General features: G+C 71.6%; 19 protein-coding genes. 13 read left to right on the top strand and 6 right to left on the bottom strand.

The features are described from left to right. Positions 1-425: 425 nt before the first annotated feature. Positions 426-755 carry a hypothetical protein gene (locus ACFWP7_RS09370; RefSeq protein WP_384378503.1) on the bottom strand — a complete coding sequence of 110 codons (330 nt, stop codon included), beginning with the start codon at positions 753-755 and terminating at the stop codon, positions 426-428. Between the two features lie 25 nt (positions 756-780). Then, a complete protein-coding gene (locus ACFWP7_RS09365; RefSeq protein WP_384378501.1) occupies positions 781-1,392 on the bottom strand; it encodes a DUF6668 family protein in 612 nt (203 codons plus the stop codon). Positions 1,393-1,583: 191 nt separating this feature from the next. On the opposite strand from ACFWP7_RS09365, the gene ACFWP7_RS09360 reads away from it, so the two are divergent. The 3 genes from ACFWP7_RS09360 to ACFWP7_RS09350 are packed head-to-tail and all read left to right on the top strand — an operon-like array spanning position 1,584 to position 4,434. Next, positions 1,584-2,633, top strand: a complete 1,050-nt coding sequence (locus ACFWP7_RS09360; RefSeq protein ID WP_384378498.1) for an NlpC/P60 family protein — start codon at positions 1,584-1,586, stop codon at positions 2,631-2,633. Positions 2,634-2,692: 59 nt separating this feature from the next. Beyond that, entirely contained in the window at positions 2,693-3,310 is a 618-nt protein-coding gene (locus tag ACFWP7_RS09355) for a hypothetical protein (RefSeq protein WP_384378495.1), read from the top strand. 14 nt (positions 3,311-3,324) lie between these two features. Then, on the top strand, positions 3,325-4,434 hold the full coding sequence (locus ACFWP7_RS09350) for a hypothetical protein (RefSeq protein ID WP_384378492.1): 1,110 nt from the start codon (positions 3,325-3,327) through the stop codon (positions 4,432-4,434). Positions 4,435-4,476: 42 nt separating this feature from the next. Here ACFWP7_RS09350 and ACFWP7_RS09345 read toward each other — a convergent pair whose 3' ends face one another. Both ACFWP7_RS09345 and ACFWP7_RS09340 read right to left on the bottom strand, forming a co-directional pair. Continuing rightward, the gene (locus tag ACFWP7_RS09345) at positions 4,477-5,067 is read right to left on the bottom strand and encodes a sigma-70 family RNA polymerase sigma factor (protein WP_384378489.1); all 591 of its coding nucleotides are present in this window, start codon (positions 5,065-5,067) and stop codon (positions 4,477-4,479) included. 231 nt (positions 5,068-5,298) lie between these two features. After that, positions 5,299-5,853: a hypothetical protein gene (locus ACFWP7_RS09340; protein WP_384378486.1), complete on the bottom strand. Its 555-nt coding sequence runs from the start codon at positions 5,851-5,853 to the stop codon at positions 5,299-5,301. Positions 5,854-6,300: 447 nt separating this feature from the next. Between ACFWP7_RS09340 and ACFWP7_RS09335 the strand changes: the two genes are divergently transcribed. Then, positions 6,301-6,582 carry a hypothetical protein gene (locus ACFWP7_RS09335; RefSeq protein WP_384378483.1) on the top strand — a complete coding sequence of 94 codons (282 nt, stop codon included), beginning with the start codon at positions 6,301-6,303 and terminating at the stop codon, positions 6,580-6,582. A gap of 50 nt (positions 6,583-6,632) precedes the next feature. On the opposite strand, the gene ACFWP7_RS09330 is transcribed toward ACFWP7_RS09335, so the two are convergent. Beyond that, a complete protein-coding gene (locus ACFWP7_RS09330; protein ID WP_384378480.1) occupies positions 6,633-7,445 on the bottom strand; it encodes a lytic transglycosylase domain-containing protein in 813 nt (270 codons plus the stop codon). 598 nt (positions 7,446-8,043) lie between these two features. Between ACFWP7_RS09330 and ACFWP7_RS09325 the strand changes: the two genes are divergently transcribed. The 9 genes from ACFWP7_RS09325 (at position 8,044) to ACFWP7_RS09285 (ending at position 16,563) form a co-directional block, all read left to right on the top strand. Next, positions 8,044-8,421: a hypothetical protein gene (locus tag ACFWP7_RS09325; protein WP_384378477.1), complete on the top strand. Its 378-nt coding sequence runs from the start codon at positions 8,044-8,046 to the stop codon at positions 8,419-8,421. Next, positions 8,418-8,741, top strand: a complete 324-nt coding sequence (locus ACFWP7_RS09320) for a hypothetical protein (RefSeq protein ID WP_384378474.1) — start codon at positions 8,418-8,420, stop codon at positions 8,739-8,741. The genes ACFWP7_RS09325 and ACFWP7_RS09320 overlap by 4 nt, the downstream gene beginning before the upstream one ends. Before the next feature lie 140 nt (positions 8,742-8,881). After that, positions 8,882-9,106, top strand: coding sequence for a hypothetical protein (locus tag ACFWP7_RS09315; RefSeq protein ID WP_384378688.1), 225 nt, complete (start codon positions 8,882-8,884; stop codon positions 9,104-9,106). Positions 9,107-9,246: 140 nt separating this feature from the next. Next, entirely contained in the window at positions 9,247-9,918 is a 672-nt protein-coding gene (locus tag ACFWP7_RS09310) for a hypothetical protein (RefSeq protein ID WP_384378471.1), read from the top strand. Position 9,919: 1 nt separating this feature from the next. Next, positions 9,920-11,122: a hypothetical protein gene (locus ACFWP7_RS09305; protein WP_384378468.1), complete on the top strand. Its 1,203-nt coding sequence runs from the start codon at positions 9,920-9,922 to the stop codon at positions 11,120-11,122. A gap of 269 nt (positions 11,123-11,391) precedes the next feature. Continuing rightward, a complete protein-coding gene (locus ACFWP7_RS09300; protein ID WP_384378465.1) occupies positions 11,392-12,888 on the top strand; it encodes an SCO6880 family protein in 1,497 nt (498 codons plus the stop codon). 215 nt (positions 12,889-13,103) lie between these two features. Then, complete coding sequence (locus ACFWP7_RS09295) at positions 13,104-14,570, top strand: ATP/GTP-binding protein (protein ID WP_384378683.1); 1,467 nt, start codon at positions 13,104-13,106, stop codon at positions 14,568-14,570. 5 nt (positions 14,571-14,575) lie between these two features. Next, a complete protein-coding gene (locus ACFWP7_RS09290) occupies positions 14,576-14,734 on the top strand; it encodes a hypothetical protein (protein ID WP_384378462.1) in 159 nt (52 codons plus the stop codon). Beyond that, positions 14,731-16,563 (top strand): type IV secretory system conjugative DNA transfer family protein, encoded by a 1,833-nt coding sequence (locus tag ACFWP7_RS09285; protein ID WP_384378460.1) that lies wholly within the window; start codon positions 14,731-14,733, stop codon positions 16,561-16,563. The genes ACFWP7_RS09290 and ACFWP7_RS09285 overlap by 4 nt, the downstream gene beginning before the upstream one ends. 75 nt (positions 16,564-16,638) lie before the next feature. Here ACFWP7_RS09285 and ACFWP7_RS09280 read toward each other — a convergent pair whose 3' ends face one another. After that, a complete protein-coding gene (locus ACFWP7_RS09280) occupies positions 16,639-17,835 on the bottom strand; it encodes a DUF418 domain-containing protein (protein WP_384378458.1) in 1,197 nt (398 codons plus the stop codon). Between the last annotated feature and the right edge of the window lie 174 nt (positions 17,836-18,009).

Raw genomic sequence — 18,009 nt, 5'->3', positions numbered from 1 at the left:
GGAGTCGGGGGACAAGCAGGCGGACAGCGGGTGGCCGGGGACGAGTTGTCGGGTGGCGGGGAGTCGGGCGGCGGGGAGTCGGGTGGCGGACTGTCGGGGGACGAGTAGCCGGATGACGGGTGGCCGGGGACGAGTGGCCGGGCGGCGGGGAGTCGGGTGGCGGGCGGGCGGGAGACGAGCAGGCGGACAGCGGGTGGCCGGGGACGAGTAGCCGGATGACGGGGAGTCGGGGGACAAGCAGGCGGACAGCGGGTGGCCGGGGACGAGTTGTCGGGTGACGGGGAGTCGGGGGACGAGCAGGCGGACAGCGGGCGGGCGGGGGACGAGTAGCCGGGTGATGGGTGGTCGGGTGGCCCGGTCGCCGGAAGGCACGATCGCCGTACGGGCTTTCAGCTCGCGTCGGCTCCTGGCCGGCCCCCGGTCGCCTAGACGAGCGCGCCGACAATGCCGGAGGCGGAGCCGACGAGCAGGCAGGCGCCCAACACGAACCCGAGGCCCCTGGCGTGCTCGCGGGCGCCGCCCCGGGAGTGGTCGAGGGCCATCCTGGCGGCCACGCCGAAGATGCCCGCGACGCAGAGGGCGGTGACGCTCCAGGCCACCCACTTCAGCACGGTGAGCAGTCCTTCGGCGCCGGGTGGCGCCTCGCCCCCGCCGACGTCCGGCGGCCCCGAGGGGACGGGGGTCGCGGCGGCCAGGTGGGCAAGTGGGGCCATGTGCGGTGAGGCGTCCAGAACGACCGCCAGCAGGCTGGACAACGGGGTTCTCCCTAAGCGGGTCGGGCTAAGCGGGTCGGGTGAGTCGGGACAGGTCGCGCGCCAGCGGCGCGCACTCCTTGGGCAGGTGCTCCGTGGGCGATTCGCCGAGCCGCCAAGGCTCCACCCACGGGACCTCCCACAGGCGGGGCACGGCGCCGGAGACCAGCCGCACCAGGTTCTGCAGCACCCGGGGGCGCCGGCCGGGGGCGTCGGCGACGACGACCAGGCCGAGCAGGTCGACGCCGGGGACCATGCCCGAGGCCCACTGCCGCGCGGCGTTCTGCGCGGCTTCGATGCCGTTCGCGCCGGAGCGGGCGACGAGCACGACCGACGGGGACTCCACGGACACCGGCCAGGCGAGGCCCGCGTCCCGGCCGCCGGGCACGGCCCGCTCCAGCGTGGTGACACCCGCGCCGCCGTGCACGCCGAGCCACCACCAGCCGTGATCGGTACCGGGCCGTGGCCGGGCGACAGGAAGCGCCCGGTCGGGCCGCGGCACTCCCGCGCCCTGGGGTGCCAACGGGCCGGTGAGCCCTGTCGACAACTCCTGAACCGATCGCAGGGATTTCCCGTTGCTGCCCCCGGAAGGGCGTGACTGCGGCAACCAGGGATTGATGACCGGTACCTCACCCGCCACGGCAACTCCTTCCACTGCTGACTCGACTGACCCAACACGCCGATAGTACACATAAGTTGGCAATACAACACAAGTAATGACTTATCAGAAATGCGAAATTCAGGGCGAGTTGAGGCTCTTCCAGGGAGCGCTTCGTGGCGCCTCCCGGAGCACTCGGTTCCGGGACCGCAGGTCTATTCGGGGGGATGCAGATGACCGGCCATACCGCGCAGGCCCGATCGACGATGCTGGTGACGGGTTGCAGCGTCCTGGCGTTGATCGGCTCGCTGGTCGGCCTGTCCGTGCTGGGCTCCGTGGACCAGGAACAGGCCGCCGCCCCCGCGGGGTTCGCCACCACGCTCGACGCCAAGGGCGTTCCGGCGGAGTACGTGACGTGGATCGAACGGGCAGGCCGGCAGTGCGAGGAGGTCAGCGCTCCTCTGGTGGCCGCACAGATCAAGGCGGAGTCCAACTGGGACCCGACCGCGGTGAGTCCCGCCGACGCCCAGGGGCTCAGCCAGTTCATCCCCGGCACCTGGGCGACCTGGGGCGTGGACGCGGCGAGCCGGGACGGCAGCCCCCAACCGGACGGCGTGGCCGACCCGTTCACCCCGGGCGACGCCATCATGACGCAGGCCCGCTACGACTGCTGGCTGGCCGACAAGGTCAAGGCGATGGGCGCGCAGGGCGACCCGACCCGGCTGATGCTCGCCGCCTACAACGCGGGCCCCGGCGCGGTCCAGCAGTACGGCGGCGTGCCTCCGTACCCGGAGACCCAGGCCTATGTCGCCAGGATCATCGAGTCGATGGCCGACTTCACCGGCGCCCAACCGGCCGACCAGGGCGGCGCGTTCGGCGACCGCGTGGTGGCGGCCGCCGAGAAGTGGCTCGGCACGCCGTACTCGTGGGGCGGCGGCGGACCGGAGGGCCCCGGGCGCGGATTCGCCCAGGGCGCGAACACGATCGGGTTCGACTGCTCCAGCCTCGTCCAGTACGCGGTCTACCAGGCCAGCGGCGGCGAACTGCTCCTGCCGCGCGTCTCCCACCTCCAGGTCGGCGCGGGCAAGGCGGTGGCACGCGACGACATGCGGCCCGGCGACGTGATCGGTTTCAAGCTGAACGGCAGCTACGACCACATCGGCATCTACCTCGGCCACGGGCAGTTCATCCACGCCCCGAAGACCGGAGACGTCGTCAGGATCAGCAACCTCGACGACCCCTACTACACCTCGAAGACCCAGAAAGTGAGGCGGTTCGGATGACTCCGCCCAGCTCGCGGGACACCGCCGCCATGACCGTAAAGGTGAAGGTGAAGGTGGCAGTGACAGGCACAGTGTTCGCGCTCGCCCTCACCCTGGGTGGGTGCGGCTCCGGCGGCGACCAGGGGCCGGCCGACCCCCTGTCGGCTCCCGCCGCGACCGGCACCGGCCCGTATCCGACCCCGTCCGACGCCCGTGAGGCCGCACCCCTGCCCGTGGGCGCCAAGGGCACCCCCAAGGGAGGCGTCACCCGGCCCGCCGACGTCGACCAGCGGGACGCCGACGCGGTCGGCCGGGGTGCGCTCAAGGTGATGTGGACCTTCGACGCCGACATCGACAGCGGCCCGCAGGACGCCATGGTGCGTGCCGCGGACGCGGGCTGGCTGACCAAGGCGTACGTGGCACGGCTGCGTGCGTACCGGCCTCGCTCGGTTCCCGGCGCCCAGTGGCGGGAGTGGGCGGGCCACGGCGCGTACACCGTCGTCACGGTGCGGAACGCCGAGGACGCCGCCAAGCCCGGCGACACCACCACCGAGGCGTGGCGGCAGTGGACCGTCACCGCCGCCCCGTTCGGCCGCGACGGGTGGACGGGCAACGCCACCACCGTCGTGGCGTATGTGCACCTCACCCGCACGGCAGCCGACGACGCGTGGCGTATCGCCGACGTCAATGTCCCCTAGCCCGGAGGGATTTCATGCCCACGACGTATGAGGACGCGGAGGTGCCCGCGTGGCCGGTCTACGCCCTCACCGTGCACGACGGCGGCCAGGTCGAAGCCTCCGGCCCGTCGGTGCCCGCGCACGGGCATCCCGACCGCGCCTCGGCCATCGACACCGTGGCCGCGGCGGCCACCCGCCTCGGCCGTCCCGTACGGGCCGAGGCCACCGAACCGGACGGCACCGTATGGCATTTGGTCATTTCGCCCGAGGGAGCGGTGGGGGAACTCCCGGGCGGCGGACAGCGCGCCAAGGCCAAGGCGACGAAGAAGCGCCATGACAAGTCCCCGGCCCGGCCCGCGGAGTCGGCTGCGCCACGGCTGCCGGCAGAGACCGGCGGGGGCACCATCGCCGTACGGAACTCACCAGGGCCTCCGTCGACCGGGCATCCGGTGACGGCCGTGCCGATCCGGCCGGGACCGAGTACGGCGGTGGTCGTCGCTTCGCGTCGGCTCGGTCCGGCGGCAGCCCATGTCGGCCACGTCGGCCACGAGCCCGAAACCGACCCGCGAACAGATCCCGTGGAGTACGCCGAGTCCCTGGCCCTCGTCACGAAGCTTCTTCGGACAGGGCGTGTCGGGAGGGCCGCCTCGCTCGCCTCGCGGCTGGACGAGCAGGCCGCCGGCACTCTCGGGGTCTCCCACCCCGACGCCCTGCGCATCCGCGAGATCCGGGCCCGGGTCACCGCCCTGTCCGGGAACGCCCTCGGCGGCGTACAGCTGTTCCGCGACGTTGCCGAGCGCTGGCACTACCAGGGGGACGGCGAGCGGGCCGAGGCCGCGGCGGCCCGCGCCCAGGCTCTCTGGCTGCAGATCACCGACCTGGACCCCGCGCTGTCCGCCGCCGTCGCCGTGGTCCGGCTGCGCAACCAGATCCCGGGTGAGGGCGGCGCGGCGCTCACCGCCGCCGTACAACACCGGGCGCGGCTGGAGGCGTCCCGCGTCGCGGGCGGACAGCCGCTGCGGGAGATCGCCCCGGCGGGCCCGCCCGGCAGGGTGCGGACCCGGCGTCCGATGCCGTCCTGGGAGCGCCCCGCGCAGGAGACGCAGGAGACGCAGGAGACGCGGGAGACCCGGACGGCCAGGTGAGACCGGGGCCGTTCGGTGGTCCGCCGAAGCGGGCCCGACCGGTCACGCGGCAGGCGTGTGCCACTGGGCCGGGTGCTTCCCCGCGACCACTTCGTCGGGGGTCTCCACGATGCCCAGGGCCATGCGCAGCGCCCGTACCGCGTGGTACAGGCGGGACTTGACGGTGCCCGGCGGTATGCCGAGCGCGAGGGAGACCTCGCGTGTCGACCTGCCGGTGTAGTAGGTCTCGTACAGCACCTGTCGGTGCTTGGACGAGAGCGACTTGAACGCCTGCTGGAGGATCATCGAGGAGAGCAGCCGGTCGACGTCGTCGGACTTCGCCAGCAACTCGTCCAGCCAGGCGGTGCCGTCGACCTCCTGGGGGCGGGCCATCCGCAGCCGGTACTCGTCGATGACGAGGTTGCGGGCGACTCTGAACAGCCATGGCCGCAGGGGCTGGTTGTCCTCCATGCTCTGCGTGCGCCAGCAGCGCAGCAGTGTCTCCTGCACCACGTCCTCGGCTCTGTGCCGATCGCCTCCCAGCAGCCGCAGGACATAGTGGTACAGGTCCCTCGCGTGGTCGTCGTACAGCGTGCGCATCGCTCGTTCCCGGGCAGCGACGGCTCCGTTGGATCCCATCACGGTCCAACTCAAGGTCGTACTCCCTCGTTCTGTGACCTCGTGGCGAAGGTCGGGCGTCGAGGCCGGGTTCAACAGCCCCGATCACCGGGAGTCTCGCGAGCCGTGTTCCACGTCGAGTTGACGAGCGATTTACGTGCGGCCGTTGGATCCCGCCGGAACCGGAGGCCGCGCATCCGTAGCGGCGGGGGCGCCCCCACCGGGCATTCCCCGCCACTGTCACACCGTTGAGCTGGTCTTTTCCCCTCAGGCCGCTCCGGTTACGCGGGCGTCCGACGCCTCAGTAAGGGCGCGCATACGACGATTGACGAGCCGCGGCAACGCGGCGTCCACCACGGTCCGGCCGCCCTGTTCGCCCCGCGTGGACGACACGGCGAGCAGTACGGCGAGCAGCGCGCGGCCGTGGCCGACGGCGGACGGCACGTCCTCGACCAACAGCCACGCGGCGGCCGCCCGGGTCAGCTCCTCACGTACCCGGGGGTCGCCCTGCCGGTGGCGGATCCGGGCGAGCTCGATACAAGTGGCCGCGGCGAGACGGTGGTTGTCGCTCCGGTGGGCGACGAATGCCTCCAGCGCGTGGGCCTCAAGCGTGTAGGGGTGTTCGCGGCCGAAGGCGCGCGCGGTGTGTTCCCGCAGCCGGAAGGCGAGCGCCGCCGCCTGCTCCAGCGCACCGGCGTCCACGGAGTGGCGGACGAGCGCGACGAGTTCGGCGAGTTCCTCCGGAACGACGGCCTGCGGAACCCGTCCCGGGGCCGATTCCAGTACCCCTTCAGGGACGGCCTCCGGAACCGGCCTGCCCACGACCGAGGGATGTGTTCGGCCGGAGCGGGGAGGCTCGGGGACCGGCGGGCGCCCGGCTCCGGCGGGCGCCCGCCCGGTCTGCGGGACCACGGCCGGAGACCGGACCACGACCGGCGGCGGAGCAACTGCCGCGGCCGGAGCGGCAGTCGGGGGCGGAGCGGCAGTCGGAGGCGGGGCGGCGGCCGACGGCGGAGCGGCGGCCGACGGCGGAACAGCTACCGAAGGCGGAGCGACAGTCGGAGACGAGACGGCAACTGACCGCGAAGCAACGGCCGCAGACGGGGCGACAGTCGGCACCGGAGCAACCGCCGGAGCTGGCACCGCAGTCGACGGCGCAGCCGGCGGCGAGACAACGGCCGAAGGCGGAGCGGCAGCCTGAGGTGGGGCGGCAGCTGACGGCGGGGCCTCCGAACGGGGTTCCGGCTCCCCCGTCTCATCATGTTTCTCGTGCAGCAGGACCCGGCTCGAACCGTCGGGTGCGACCTCGACGAGGGTGACTTCACCTCCCTGCCTGTCGAAGATCACCGCCTCGACGCACTCCCCCCGGGCCTGCGCGTGACGGTGCATCATGTCCAGCACCACGACGTGCACCGGCTCGCCCTCCGGCACCTGGAGGGGCTCGCCGTCGACCGCCGTACTTCCGTCGTGGTCGATGAGTACGTCGAAGGGGGACGCCGTAGGCGCGGGGTCGTCCGGTGTGTTGTGGTCCTGTGCGGTGGGGTCCGGTAGGTCCTGACGAATGCGCTTGCTGAACACGTCGTGCCTCCCTGCTGTGCTGGTCAGTAACTGGGCATGGGACGCGGGCTGAACGTCGGGTACTCCTCCCCGTCCGTCAGGTCGACGTCCGCGGAGTACAGGGCGAACGACGACCTGACGCTGACGATGTAGCTCTGCGCCCGCGAGTTGTCCGGCACGCCCTTCGCCTGCTTGACCGCGTCCAGACCCCCGTCGTACGCCGCCAGCATCAGGTCCAGGCGATCGCCCTTGACCTCGTTGTTGGCCATGAGGGTGTCGATCTCGTCCGCCAGCGAACACATGTACCGGCCCTGAGCCATGATCGAGTCGGCGGCGTCCAGGGCCGAGGTCTTGTCGTTGTCGTTGTCGTCCTTGCCGAACTCCTTGAACTTGTCCGGCGGCAGCTGGGAGATGCCCTCGGCGCCGTCGGGACCGATCAGCTTCTCGTTGAACTGGGACTCCGTCTGGATCTGCGCGGCGATCACCATGGCGCCCATCTGGTGGCACTCCGCCCCGGCGTCCTCGATGCGCGCGAGGTACTCCGGCGGCACGGCGCTGTCGTTCAGCGGGCCCCGCCCGTTGCTGGAGTACGCCGACACGACCTGCTCGGTGTCCACGGGGCTGCCGCCGCCGCTGTCGTCGCCGCAGTGCAGGATGCCGATCTTGCAGAGGAGCATGAGGGGCCAGAAGATCCACCCGAGGGCGCACGCGACGAGCGTCCCGGCGATGATCAGCAGCAGGAGCACGAAGGCGATGACGCAGCCCACGGTCCCCCCGCCGATGCCGAGGGCTATGTAGGTGGCGTACTTCTGCGCGTCGGCGGAACTCCCGGAGTCCCCACCCCCACTTGCGGCCACGACCCGTCACACCCCTTGCCCTCGTCTGCCGGACATGCGTCCCCGGACCCCTTGAACCAGGTCGCCCGATTTCCCGTAGTCGCTGCCCGACGGATCACCGCGGGCACGCACGCCGCAACGGACACGACGGCCCATCAGTTCAATCCGGGATCCGTCGCAGTACGCGACATGAGGGAAGGGGTGGATGCGCATGGGCGTTCCTTCGGCAACGTCCGCCGGTTCGCAGATGTGGGTCCGCGGGCCGACCGCACAACAGGCGGCACAGCAACAGGCGGCACAGGCAACACAGGTGCAGGCAGTACAGGCGCAGGCCGTACCTACGGCACCAGCACAGGCGCAGGCCCTACCTACGGCACCAGCACCAGCACAGGCGCAGGCCCTACCTACGGCACGAGCACCAGCTCAGACACAGGCGCAGGCACAAACAGCACCGACTCCCACCGCGCCCTCCAGGCCGGACAGGCCGGCGCGGCCCGCGGCCCGTACGGCGCTGCCCAAACCCCCCGCGCCGGCCGGTAGTTCGCCGTCGCGGCACCAGGGTCAACAGGTCGCCTGGGTCACCACGCACGGCGGGGCCGGGGCGAGCACGCTCGCCCGGGTGCTGGGCGGCGCGGACGTCGGCCACCGGTGGCCCGACCCGGCCAAGGGCGAACCCGGCCAGGTGCTGCTGGTGGCCCGCACCCACAACACGGGCATGCGGGCGGCGTCCCACGCCCTGAACGCACTCCGCAAGGGGGACCACCCCGCCGGAGTGGAGCTCCTCGCCATCGTGCTGGTCGCCGATGCGCCGGGACAACTGCCGCGCGCGCTCGGCCGGCGCGTCCGCGTGCTGCGTTCTGCGGCCGAGGTCCACCGCGTTCCGTGGGTGCCGGCCTGGCGCCTCGGTGAGGACGTCGACCAGTTGCCGCGGGCGGTCCGGGCACTGGCCCGACGGCTCGTCCCGGCTCCGGCCGGTCGTACGAGGAGGTCGCGATGATCTTCTCGGCCGACGAGGGCCCCACCTCCAGCCCCACCCCCACCAGACAGCTCATCGACCCCGCGACCTTCGGCCCCAACGGCGCCTTCGACCCGACCGACCAGACCAAGATCCTGCTCGGCAACCTCACCTGGATCGTGACGGCCTGCGCGGTGGCGGGCCTGATGACCGTGGGCATCCAGATGGCCATGCAACTGCGCCGTGGCGAAATGGGCGAGGGCGCGACCTATTTCAGGGGCGCGTTCTTCGTCGTCGGCGCCTGCGTCATCGGGAGTACTGCCGGACCGCTCGTCAATTTCGTGTTGGTGCCACTTCTCTGACAGCCAGACAAATCCTTGTTGGTCGCAATAACTGGAGAATCCCGATGAAGGACACCCTGCTCTCCCTCTACGTAAACGGCCAGACCTTCCTGGCCTCCACGGGTGGCACCGCCGATGCCACCGGAGTCCCCGACCCGGAGATGAAGGCTCCAGGGGACCTCGCCAACGCGGTCAACACCGTACTGGGCATCGCCGCGTGGGCCGGCACCGCCGCCGGCGTGGGCGGAATCATCATCACCGGAATCATGATGGCCGTCTCCATGAAGCGCGGCGAAGGCTCCGAGCACTTCAGCCGTCTCGGCATGGTCCTGGGCGGCTGCGTCCTCGTGTCCACCGCCGGGCCCACGGTCGAATTCCTCTTCTAACAGAGTCCGACAAGAGTCCGACTGCAGGAGAGGCCATCGACGTGTTCGGCACAGAACGAAAAAAGGACCCGGTTGACGGGCCTTTCTACAAACAGCCTGGATGGATCAACTCAGCCCTCTTTCTTGGCTTTTTCGTCGTCATGTCGTTGGTGGCCCTCGTGGTCGACCCGAAGGGTGCCGAGGTCACGGCGAGCAGCGAGGAGACCCTCACCGGCCTCGGCGGCCCGCTGTCACCCGGCGACCCACAGCATGTCCGGACGGGGCCGGGTGGCCGGCCGGAGAACTGCCGTACCGACGACCGGGACACCGCCCGGCCGACCACGGCCCCGACGGATGTGAAGTGGCAGCAGCTCCTCGCCATCATGGCGCCCACCTCACCGTCGGCCGGGCCCCTCCACACCGACGCCACCATGTGGTGGTGCTTCGCCCACACACCCACCGGAGCGGTGCTGGCCGCGCACGTCATTCCCGTCCAGCTGAGCGGCGTCTCCTGGCGCATCGTCGCGGAGCAGCAGGTCGTGCCCGGGGAGGCGCGCGACTCGTTCGTCGCCAACAAGGCCCAGGCCGAGGAGAAGAACCTGGAGGAGAGCGCGGTCGGAAGGTTCGTGGGCTTCTCCGTGGCGTCCTACTCGGGCGACTCCGCGACCGTACGGCTGCTCCTCACCAATCCCATGGGCGGCTACCTGTCGACGTCGGTGTCGGTCCGCTGGCGGGACGGCGACTGGAAGGTGGCGCTCCTGGACGACGGGTCCCTCTACCCGTCCGTGAAGAACCAGGCGACGCCCAACGGCTTCATCATGTGGGGAGCGTGACATGTTCCTGGCCGCAGCAGGCGAAGGATGCGACGGGGGTCTCGACTTCTTCGGGATGTTCACCGACCCCATCGGCTCGATGATCAGAATGGTCGCCAAGATCATCATCCAGGGCGCCATCGGGATCTTCATGTCCGTGGGAGGCATCGCCTCGACCAACGAGGCGGCGTCGGGGACGATCAGCAACCAGACGCGGTGGATCACCGTGTACCTCGCGTGCGGCTCGATCCTCTTCGCCTCCGCCAAGATGGCCCTTGACCGGCGCGGCGAATCGGGCCAGACCGCGCTCAAGGGCATCCTGCGCATCATTCTGGTCAGCACCGCCGCGACCGCCATGATCGGCACGTTCGTCGACCTCATGGACCGGTACTCCCAGCACCTCCTCAGGGGCAGCCTCCTCAACCTGATGGAGGGCATCGACTGCAACGGCGGCATTCCGGACATGCTGCTGCTGGTCATCGGGTGCCTGCTGATCATCGCCGGCATCATCCACGCGCTCCTGATGTGGGTTCGGCTCGGCGTGATGATCGTCCTGATGGGCACGCTCCCGATGGCCGCCGCCGCCTCCATGACGGACTGGGGCGGCACGTGGTGGCGCAAGCACATCGGCTGGATGACCGCCTGGCTGCTGTACAAACCCACGGTCGGTCTCGTGCTGTACTCCGGCGCCATCATGGTCGACTCGTCGGAGGCCCACAGCACCACCGACACACAGATCGCGGGAATGGGCCTGCTGCTGCTCTCGGCCGTCGCGCTGCCGGCGCTGATGAGAATCATCGTCCCCGCGACGGCCGCCCTCGGCGGTGACTCGGTCGGGGACGCCACCATGGGCGTCGCCGGCGGCCTCGCCTCCGGAGCGAAGAACCTGGCCGACGCGGCCGGCAGAAACGGCGGAGGAGACTCCGGCTCCAAGGGACCCTCCGGTGCCAAGGAGAGCGGCCCCTCCGGCGCGAGCGGCGACGGAGGCGGGGGCGGCGGCGCGAAGGGCAGCGGGTCCTCGACGGAGGGAGGCGGAGGAGGCGGCTCGGCAGAAGGCGGAGGAGGCGGCAGCGGCGGAGGCGGCGCCGGCAAGGCAGCCGGAGCGGCGAACCCCGCCCTCGCCGGAATGGTCGCCGCCGCGGAGGTGGCCGGCAAGATCGCCGGCGGAGCCGTGAACGTCATGAAGAGCGGGGTCGAGAGCGGCAACCAGGGAGACGGCAACTGACCGTCACCCGACCGGGTACGGCGTGAGCCTCCCCTGGACGCCTCCGCCACACACGGTATGTGCGGCGGAGGCGTCACCCCGGGCCACACGAAGCCCGCACCCCGGGACACACGGAAATCGCGCCCCGGGCCACAGCAAGGCGGCCCCCTGACACAGGGGCCGCACCCCGCACTTCACTCCACTTCACTTCACTTCACCCCAAGCTGACGCAGCGTCAACTCTCTCCCCCCACACCCGAGTTCCCCCAAAGGAAAGGAACCAGGTACCCCATGTCCATCCCAGCCGCTGCCGTCGACCCCACGTACGGGAACTGGCGCAGGCCGAGGCGACCCGGCTTCGGACCGTTCGGTCTCCTCGGCACCATCGTGCTGTTCGGCGGGCTCGTCCTCGACCTGATGGTGTCGCTGATCTCGCTGCAGTTCACGCTGGTCGTCATCGTCATCCAGAGCCTCTTCCTGGCGCCGCTGGCCGTGCGTACGCAGGACGGGCGCAACGTCTACCAGCTCTTCGCCGTGCGCATCAGCTGGTTCCGGCGCAAGGCCAAGGGCTCGAACGCCTACCTCTCCGGTCCGCTGTCCCAGCGCCCCGGCGGCAAGTTCCGCCCGCCCGGGCTGCTCAGCCAGGTCAAGGTCATCGAGGGCACGGACGCCTACGACCAGCCGTTCGGCGTGCTGCACCACCGCAGCCGCAACCTCTACACCATCGTGCTCGGCTGCGAACCCGACGGCGGATCCCTGGTCGACCCCGACCAGATAGACAACTGGGTGGCGTCCTGGGGCCAGTGGCTGGCCCGGCTGTCCAGTGAACCGGGTCTGCGCGGGGCCTCCGTGGTGGTGGAGACCGCCCCGGACACCGGCACCCGGCTGGCCAACGAGGTGCTGCCACGCATCACCCCCGACGCCCCGCCGGCCGCACGGGCCGTGATGGAGGAGGTGGTGCAGCGGTACCCGAGCGCATCCTCGGAGATGCACACCTACCTCGCCCTGACCTACGGCATCCCCCCGGGGCAGAAGCGCAGGACCGACGACATCCTCACCGACCTCGCCATCCGCATCCCCGGCCTGCTCGCGGGAGTGGTGGGCGCGGGCGGCGGCCCCGCCTCCCCCTTGTCGGCCGAGCGCATCGCCGAGGTCGTACGCGTGGCCTACGACCCGGCCGTGGCCGCCGATGTCCTGGAAGCCCGCGCCCTGTACGGCGGGACCGGCCTGGAATGGGAGGACGCCGGCCCCTCGGCGGCCGTCGAGAAGGTCAACGCCTACCAGCACGACTCGGGGGTGTCGCGTACCTGGATGCTCACCCTCGCCCCGCGCGGCACGGTGCGCGCCCAGGTGCTGCGCGCCCTGCTGGAGGACGCGCCCGGCACCCGCCGCAAGCGGGTGGCGCTGCTCTACCGGCCCATCGACCCGGCGACCTCGGCGCGCATCGTCGAGGCCGACCGGCGGGCCGCGCAGTTCATGGCCACCTCCAAACGCGGCATGGTGCAGGCGCGTGCCGCCAACGAGGTGCGTGCCGCCGAGCAGACGGCGGTGGAGGAGGCCACCGGCGCCGGCCTGGTGGAGTTCTCGCTGATGGTCACGGTCACGGTCGACTCCGACGCCGACCTGGGCGACGCCAACGTGACCGTGCGCAACCTGCTGGCCGGAGCACGGCTGTTGATGCGCCCGGCCGACCGGATGCAGGCGGCAGCGTTCAGCTGCACGCTGCCGGTCGGAATCCTCCCGTGGGAACACACGCTGGTGCCGCGCGAACTGAAGGAAGCCCTGTGAGGACCAAGAACACGCGCGCCGGAAACAAGGGCGCGTACGAGGACGACGACGCCCCGATCACGTACAAGGACGAAGGCCCGGACCTCACCCCCAGGAAGAACGACCGGAAGAACGAGCGGAAGAAGGCGGAGGCCAGGAAGAAGCCCAGGGAGGCGAAGGAGAAACTGGCGCCCCCGCGAGGCTGGTACGGACCCGGCGGCGGACAGGTCGCCAACATGGACCCGCCGACCATGTGGCGGGCCACCACCGTCCAGGCCTGCGGACTGTGGCCGTTCGCGGCAGGCTCGGGCGCCCCCATGACCGGCGTACCGCTGGGCCAGCACCTCTACACCGGGGCCACCGTCTGCGGCGACCCGCTGTCCTGGTTCACCCGCGCCCACTACATCTCCAACCCGTCCCTCTTCATGCTCGGCATGCCGGGCCTCGGCAAGTCCACCCTGATCAACCGCATGCTGATCGGCCTGGCCGCCACCGGAGTCGTGCCGCTGGTCCTCGGCGACCTCAAGCCCGACTACGCCGACACCGTGCGCGCCCTGGGCGGCCAGGTCATCTCCATCGGGCGCGGTGTGGGCGGCATCAACGTCCTGGACCCCGGTGCCATGGGCGCCGCGGCCCGGCGTATCGGCGGCGAGGCCGGACGGGTGCTGCACGCCGAGACCCACGGCCGCGTCCTCAACATGGTCGCCGCGCTCATCACCATCGTGCGCGACCGCCCCATGGACGACCACGAGCAGTCCGTCCTGTCCGCCGCCCTGCACCATCTGCGCGAACGCACCCCGCCGGACCGCGCCCCGCTGCTGCCCGACCTGGTGAGGATCCTGGTCGAAGGGCCTGACCGGGTACGGGCGGTGACCCTGGACCGCGGCGACGAAACCCGTTACCGCGACGCCGTGGACCCACTGCACCGCTCGCTCCTCGGCATCCTGGACGGGCCGCTGGGCGACACCTTCGCCTCCGAGACCTCCACCCGCATCAACCTCAACTCCTCCGCCGTGTGCATGGACATCTCCCGGATCGGCGAAGCCGACACCCAGCTCACCGCGGCGGCGATGCTGGCGGCGTGGTCCGACGGGCTCGGCACGGTGGCCGCCTCGCACGCCCTCGCCGACGCCGGACTCGCGCCCCGGCGCTGGTTCTTCACGGTGCTCGACGAGCTGTGGCGGCCACTGCGCGCGGCCTCCGGCATCGTCGACCGCATCGACGCGCTGACCCGCCTCAACCGCACCCTCGGCCTGGGCGACGCCAAGATCACCCACACCCTGAAGGACGCCGAGTCGCTGGGCAGCGACACCGACCGCGTCAAGGCACGCGGCTTCGTCGAACGCGCCGGCATGGTGGTGGTCGCCGGGCTGCCGCGCCAGGAGATGGAGGAGCTCGGCCAGATCGTGGGCCTGTCCCGCCGGGAGATCAACCTGGTCTCCTCCTGGTCCTCACCGCCCGGCTGGGCCGCGCACGGGGACCGCGAGGAGCCGCCCGGCCGCGGCCGTTTCCTGATCAAGGTCGGTGGCCGCCCCGGCATCCCGATCCAGGTCGCCATCACCGACACCGAACGGCACCTGCACGACACGAACAAGCGCTGGGTGGCGAACAAGCCGGCCAACGAGGGCGGCTTCGAGCACATCCCCGACGACCCCTACGGACATCTCCCCGACCTCTCCAAAACGGCAACGGACCGGAGGTGAGCCGCGTGACCACGAACGCGATCGAGGCCAGGAGGTACTTCGCCATGGCGGATACCGCGGCCGAAGCCAGGAAGTACCTCCCGGTGACCGACACCGCGGCCGAAGCCACGAGGCACTTCCCCATGACCGACACCGCGGTCGACGCCAGGAGGTTCTCTCCATGACAGGCAGCTCACCCAGGGGCCAGTCGTACGGCAGCGAACTGCTGCCGTGGGCGATCGTGCTGGTGGCCGGCGGGTTCCTGGTGATGTTCGGGGGCGTCTGGCTCGGCGGGTCGCTGGGCGCCGCCATGACCGGCTCGGGCTGGAACCCCCCGCCGTTCGACCTGAGGACGTTCGGCACCTTCCTCACCGGCGGCCCGGGAACGCTGTGGCCGGGCGCGTCACCGACCGGCGTACTGACCGGGATCGGCCTGCTCTACGGCGCTGTCGTGGTCCTCGGCATACTGGCCGGACGCCGGGTGATGCGCCATCTGTCCCGGCCCAAGGGCCTTGCCGGACGGCGGGAGTTGGCCGGCATGGCGCCGAACGGCATCGCGGCCCGCGCCCGCGAGCTGCGCCCCTCACTCAAGGGCCGAGAGCACCTCCATCCCGACGAGACCGGCAATCTCCTCGGCGACCTCGACCCGGACGGCCCCGAACTGCGCTCCTCCTACGAGGACGTCGAACTCGACCTGATGGCCCCGCGCGCCGGCAAGTCCACGGGCATCGCCGTCCCTCGCGTCCTGCGCGCCCAGGGAGCGGTGCTGCTGACCTCCAACAAGTCCGACGTGTACGCCGTCACCCGCGCCGAACGCGAGAAGGCCGGCACGGTGTGGACCTTCGACCCGCAGGGCATCGCGCACGCCCCGCGCGAGATGTGGTGGGACATCCTCGCCGACTGCCACACCATCGAGGGCGCCCGGCGCCTTGCCGGGCACTTCGTGGCCTCCGTCAACGACGACCAGTCCAAGAAGGACTTCTGGATCTCCGCGGCCCAGAACACCCTCACCGCCCTGTTCCTGGCCGCGGCCCGCGGCGGGGCCTCCGTCCTCGACCTGCTGGCCTGGCTCGCCGACCCGGCCGACCGCACGCCGGTGGACCTGCTGCGGGACGTCGACATGGTCGCCATGGCCGAGCAGTTGCAGGGCACGGTCCGCGGCGCGGTCGAGACCCGCGACGGCATATACGAGACCGCCCGGCAGTGCGTGGCCTGTCTGCTCGACCCGGAGATCGTGGCCTGGGTGACAGCCGACCCGCACCTTCCGCAGTTCAGGCCGGACGTGCACGTCCTGGGCCGGGACACCCTCTATCTGCTGTCCAAGGACGGCGGCGGCTCGGCCGCGGGCGTGATCGCGGGTCTCGCCGACGCGACGCTGCGCGCCGGGGTGGTCGCCGCCGAGCGCACCGGCGGCCGGCTCGACCCGCCGATGACGGCCGTCCTCGACGAGGCCGCCAACGTCTGCCGCATCTCCGACCTGCCCGACCTCTACAGCCACCTCGGCTCACGCGGGATCAACGTCGTCACCCTGCTCCAGAGCTATCGCCAGGGCAGCCGGGTGTGGGGCGAGGCCGGCATGGACGCCCTGTGGAGCGCGGCCACGATCAAACTCCTCGGCGCGGGCCTGGACGACGCCGACTTCGTGGAGAAGATCTCCAAGCTCGTCGGCAACCAGGACATCCGCACCCCGTCGATCTCCCGGAGCAGGGAAGGCACCTCCCGCTCCTACTCCTACCGGCTGGACCCGGTGCTGCCCGCCGACAGGATCCGCGCCCTGCCCAAGGGCACCGCCCTGCTCCTGGCCACCGGCGTACGGCCGGCACTGATCCGGCTGCGCCCCTGGTACAAGGAGCCCAACGCGGGCCCGATCTCGGCGGCGGCCAAGGCGGAAGTGGCCGCCATCACCGAACGGGCCGCCCGCTCATGGGCGGGAACCCCCGGGGCCCGGATCACCGAGGGCCTGTCCAGATGGCAACGGGAAGCGGTGACCCTGCGCAAGGGCACCGACAGATAGCGGGCTCCGAAGATCCCCACCGAACCGGCCCGCGGAACCGGCGCACCTGCCGGACCCCGCGGGCCCCCGCTTCCCTCAGGGCCTCCGCCCCAGCGTCGCCGCGCGCAGCAGCCACTCGACCGGCCCGTACCGGAAGCGCCGCGTCAGCCACCGGCTGAACGCGAGCTGAGCCGCGTACAGGACGAGGCAGCCGCCCAGGACCACCACGGTGCCGAACCGGCCGTACCAGGCCGCCCCGTATCCGGTCAGGACCAGGGCCATGACCAGCGACTGGGTGAGGTAGTTGGTCAGCGCCAGCCGGCCGGCCGGGGCCAGCGCGTCACCGAGCAGTCGGCCGGGGCGGGTGGGCAGCAGAAGCAGCAGTCCGCAGACGTACGCGGCGGTCAGCGCCGGAGCGGTGAGCACACCGGCGGCCGAGCCGACGTAGTACCAGCGCGGGTCCAGCGGCCCGTTGCGGCAGATCGCCATGAACACGCTGCCGGCCAGGCCGAGCGGCAGGCAGCGGACGATGACCGGCACGAGGCGCGCGCGGTGGCGGCCGGGGTCGGCGAGCAGCCCGCGCCGGCCCGCGGCCAGGCCCACCAGGAACGCCGCCAGCATGTCGGCGGCGTAGACGATGTTCCAGCCCAGCGAGTCGCCCAGCCGGCGCACGTTGTCGCCGACGACCGAGCCGGGATCGCCCCGCCGGGCCGCCACCATGTCGTCGACCGCGGCCGTGACCTCCTGCGGGAGTACGGGAGCCGCGTAGGCGACGGTGACCAGCCCCCAGGCCAGCAGGCACGCCGCGGTAGCGGCGACCAGCCAGAGCGCGGCCCGTACCGCCGTACGCGGCGCGAGGTCCCGGCAGGCGAACAGCGGCAGGCTCAGCATCGCGTAGACCATCAGGACGTCGCCGGAGAACAGCAGCACCCCATGGGCGAGACCGAGCAGGAAAAGGCAGATCAGTCGGCGCAGGTGGCGGGGCGCGAAGGCCGCTCCGGCGCGCTCGGCCGACGCCCTCTGGAGGGTGAAGCTGTAGCCGAACAGGAAGGAGAAGAGCAGATAGAACTTGGCGCTGACCAGGGCGGTGACCAGCCAGCCGGCCACGTGGTCGACCCGTGACCCCACCGCTCCCACGTGCGGCCCGGCCATCAACAGCGCGTTGACGATGAGGATGCCCAGCAACGCGAACCCGCGCAGGACGTCGACCTCCCGGACCCGGTCCCGCCCCGGCATCCGATCGAGCGCGGGCCCGTCGGCGGCAGGTGTCGGTGTGCGGGGCGGGAAGGGCAAGGCGGACCTCCGTGGTCGGTGCCGCGTGGTGGCGAACGGGTCCGCGACGGGCACCTCCCGCGGGCTCCACCGCCGACCACGGTTCGCAGGGCCACCACGGGACACGCCCGGGGACGGTTCAGTCGGGGTCCGGCCAGGGACCCCGGCGTACTCGGTGCACCCGCGCGACACGGA

It is taken from the genome of Streptomyces sp. NPDC058470, from assembly GCF_042721055.1.
GTDB lineage: Bacteria > Actinomycetota > Actinomycetes > Streptomycetales > Streptomycetaceae > Streptomyces.
This window is presented reverse-complemented; position numbering and strand designations above follow the sequence as displayed.

What these genes read in the sequence shown, in the direction of transcription:
- ACFWP7_RS09350 (WP_384378492.1), top strand. Translation starts at nt 3,325, where the DNA reads ATGCCCACGACGTATGAGGACGCGGAGGTGCCCGCGTGGCCGGTCTAC.
- ACFWP7_RS09305 (WP_384378468.1), top strand. Translation starts at nt 9,920, where the DNA reads ATGTTCCTGGCCGCAGCAGGCGAAGGATGCGACGGGGGTCTCGACTTC.
- ACFWP7_RS09320 (WP_384378474.1), top strand. Translation starts at nt 8,418, where the DNA reads ATGATCTTCTCGGCCGACGAGGGCCCCACCTCCAGCCCCACCCCCACC.
- ACFWP7_RS09360 (WP_384378498.1), top strand. Translation starts at nt 1,584, where the DNA reads ATGACCGGCCATACCGCGCAGGCCCGATCGACGATGCTGGTGACGGGT.
- ACFWP7_RS09300 (WP_384378465.1), top strand. Translation starts at nt 11,392, where the DNA reads ATGTCCATCCCAGCCGCTGCCGTCGACCCCACGTACGGGAACTGGCGC.
- ACFWP7_RS09285 (WP_384378460.1), top strand. Translation starts at nt 14,731, where the DNA reads ATGACAGGCAGCTCACCCAGGGGCCAGTCGTACGGCAGCGAACTGCTG.
- ACFWP7_RS09310 (WP_384378471.1), top strand. Translation starts at nt 9,247, where the DNA reads ATGTCGTTGGTGGCCCTCGTGGTCGACCCGAAGGGTGCCGAGGTCACG.
- ACFWP7_RS09315 (WP_384378688.1), top strand. Translation starts at nt 8,882, where the DNA reads ATGAAGGCTCCAGGGGACCTCGCCAACGCGGTCAACACCGTACTGGGC.
- ACFWP7_RS09295 (WP_384378683.1), top strand. Translation starts at nt 13,104, where the DNA reads ATGGACCCGCCGACCATGTGGCGGGCCACCACCGTCCAGGCCTGCGGA.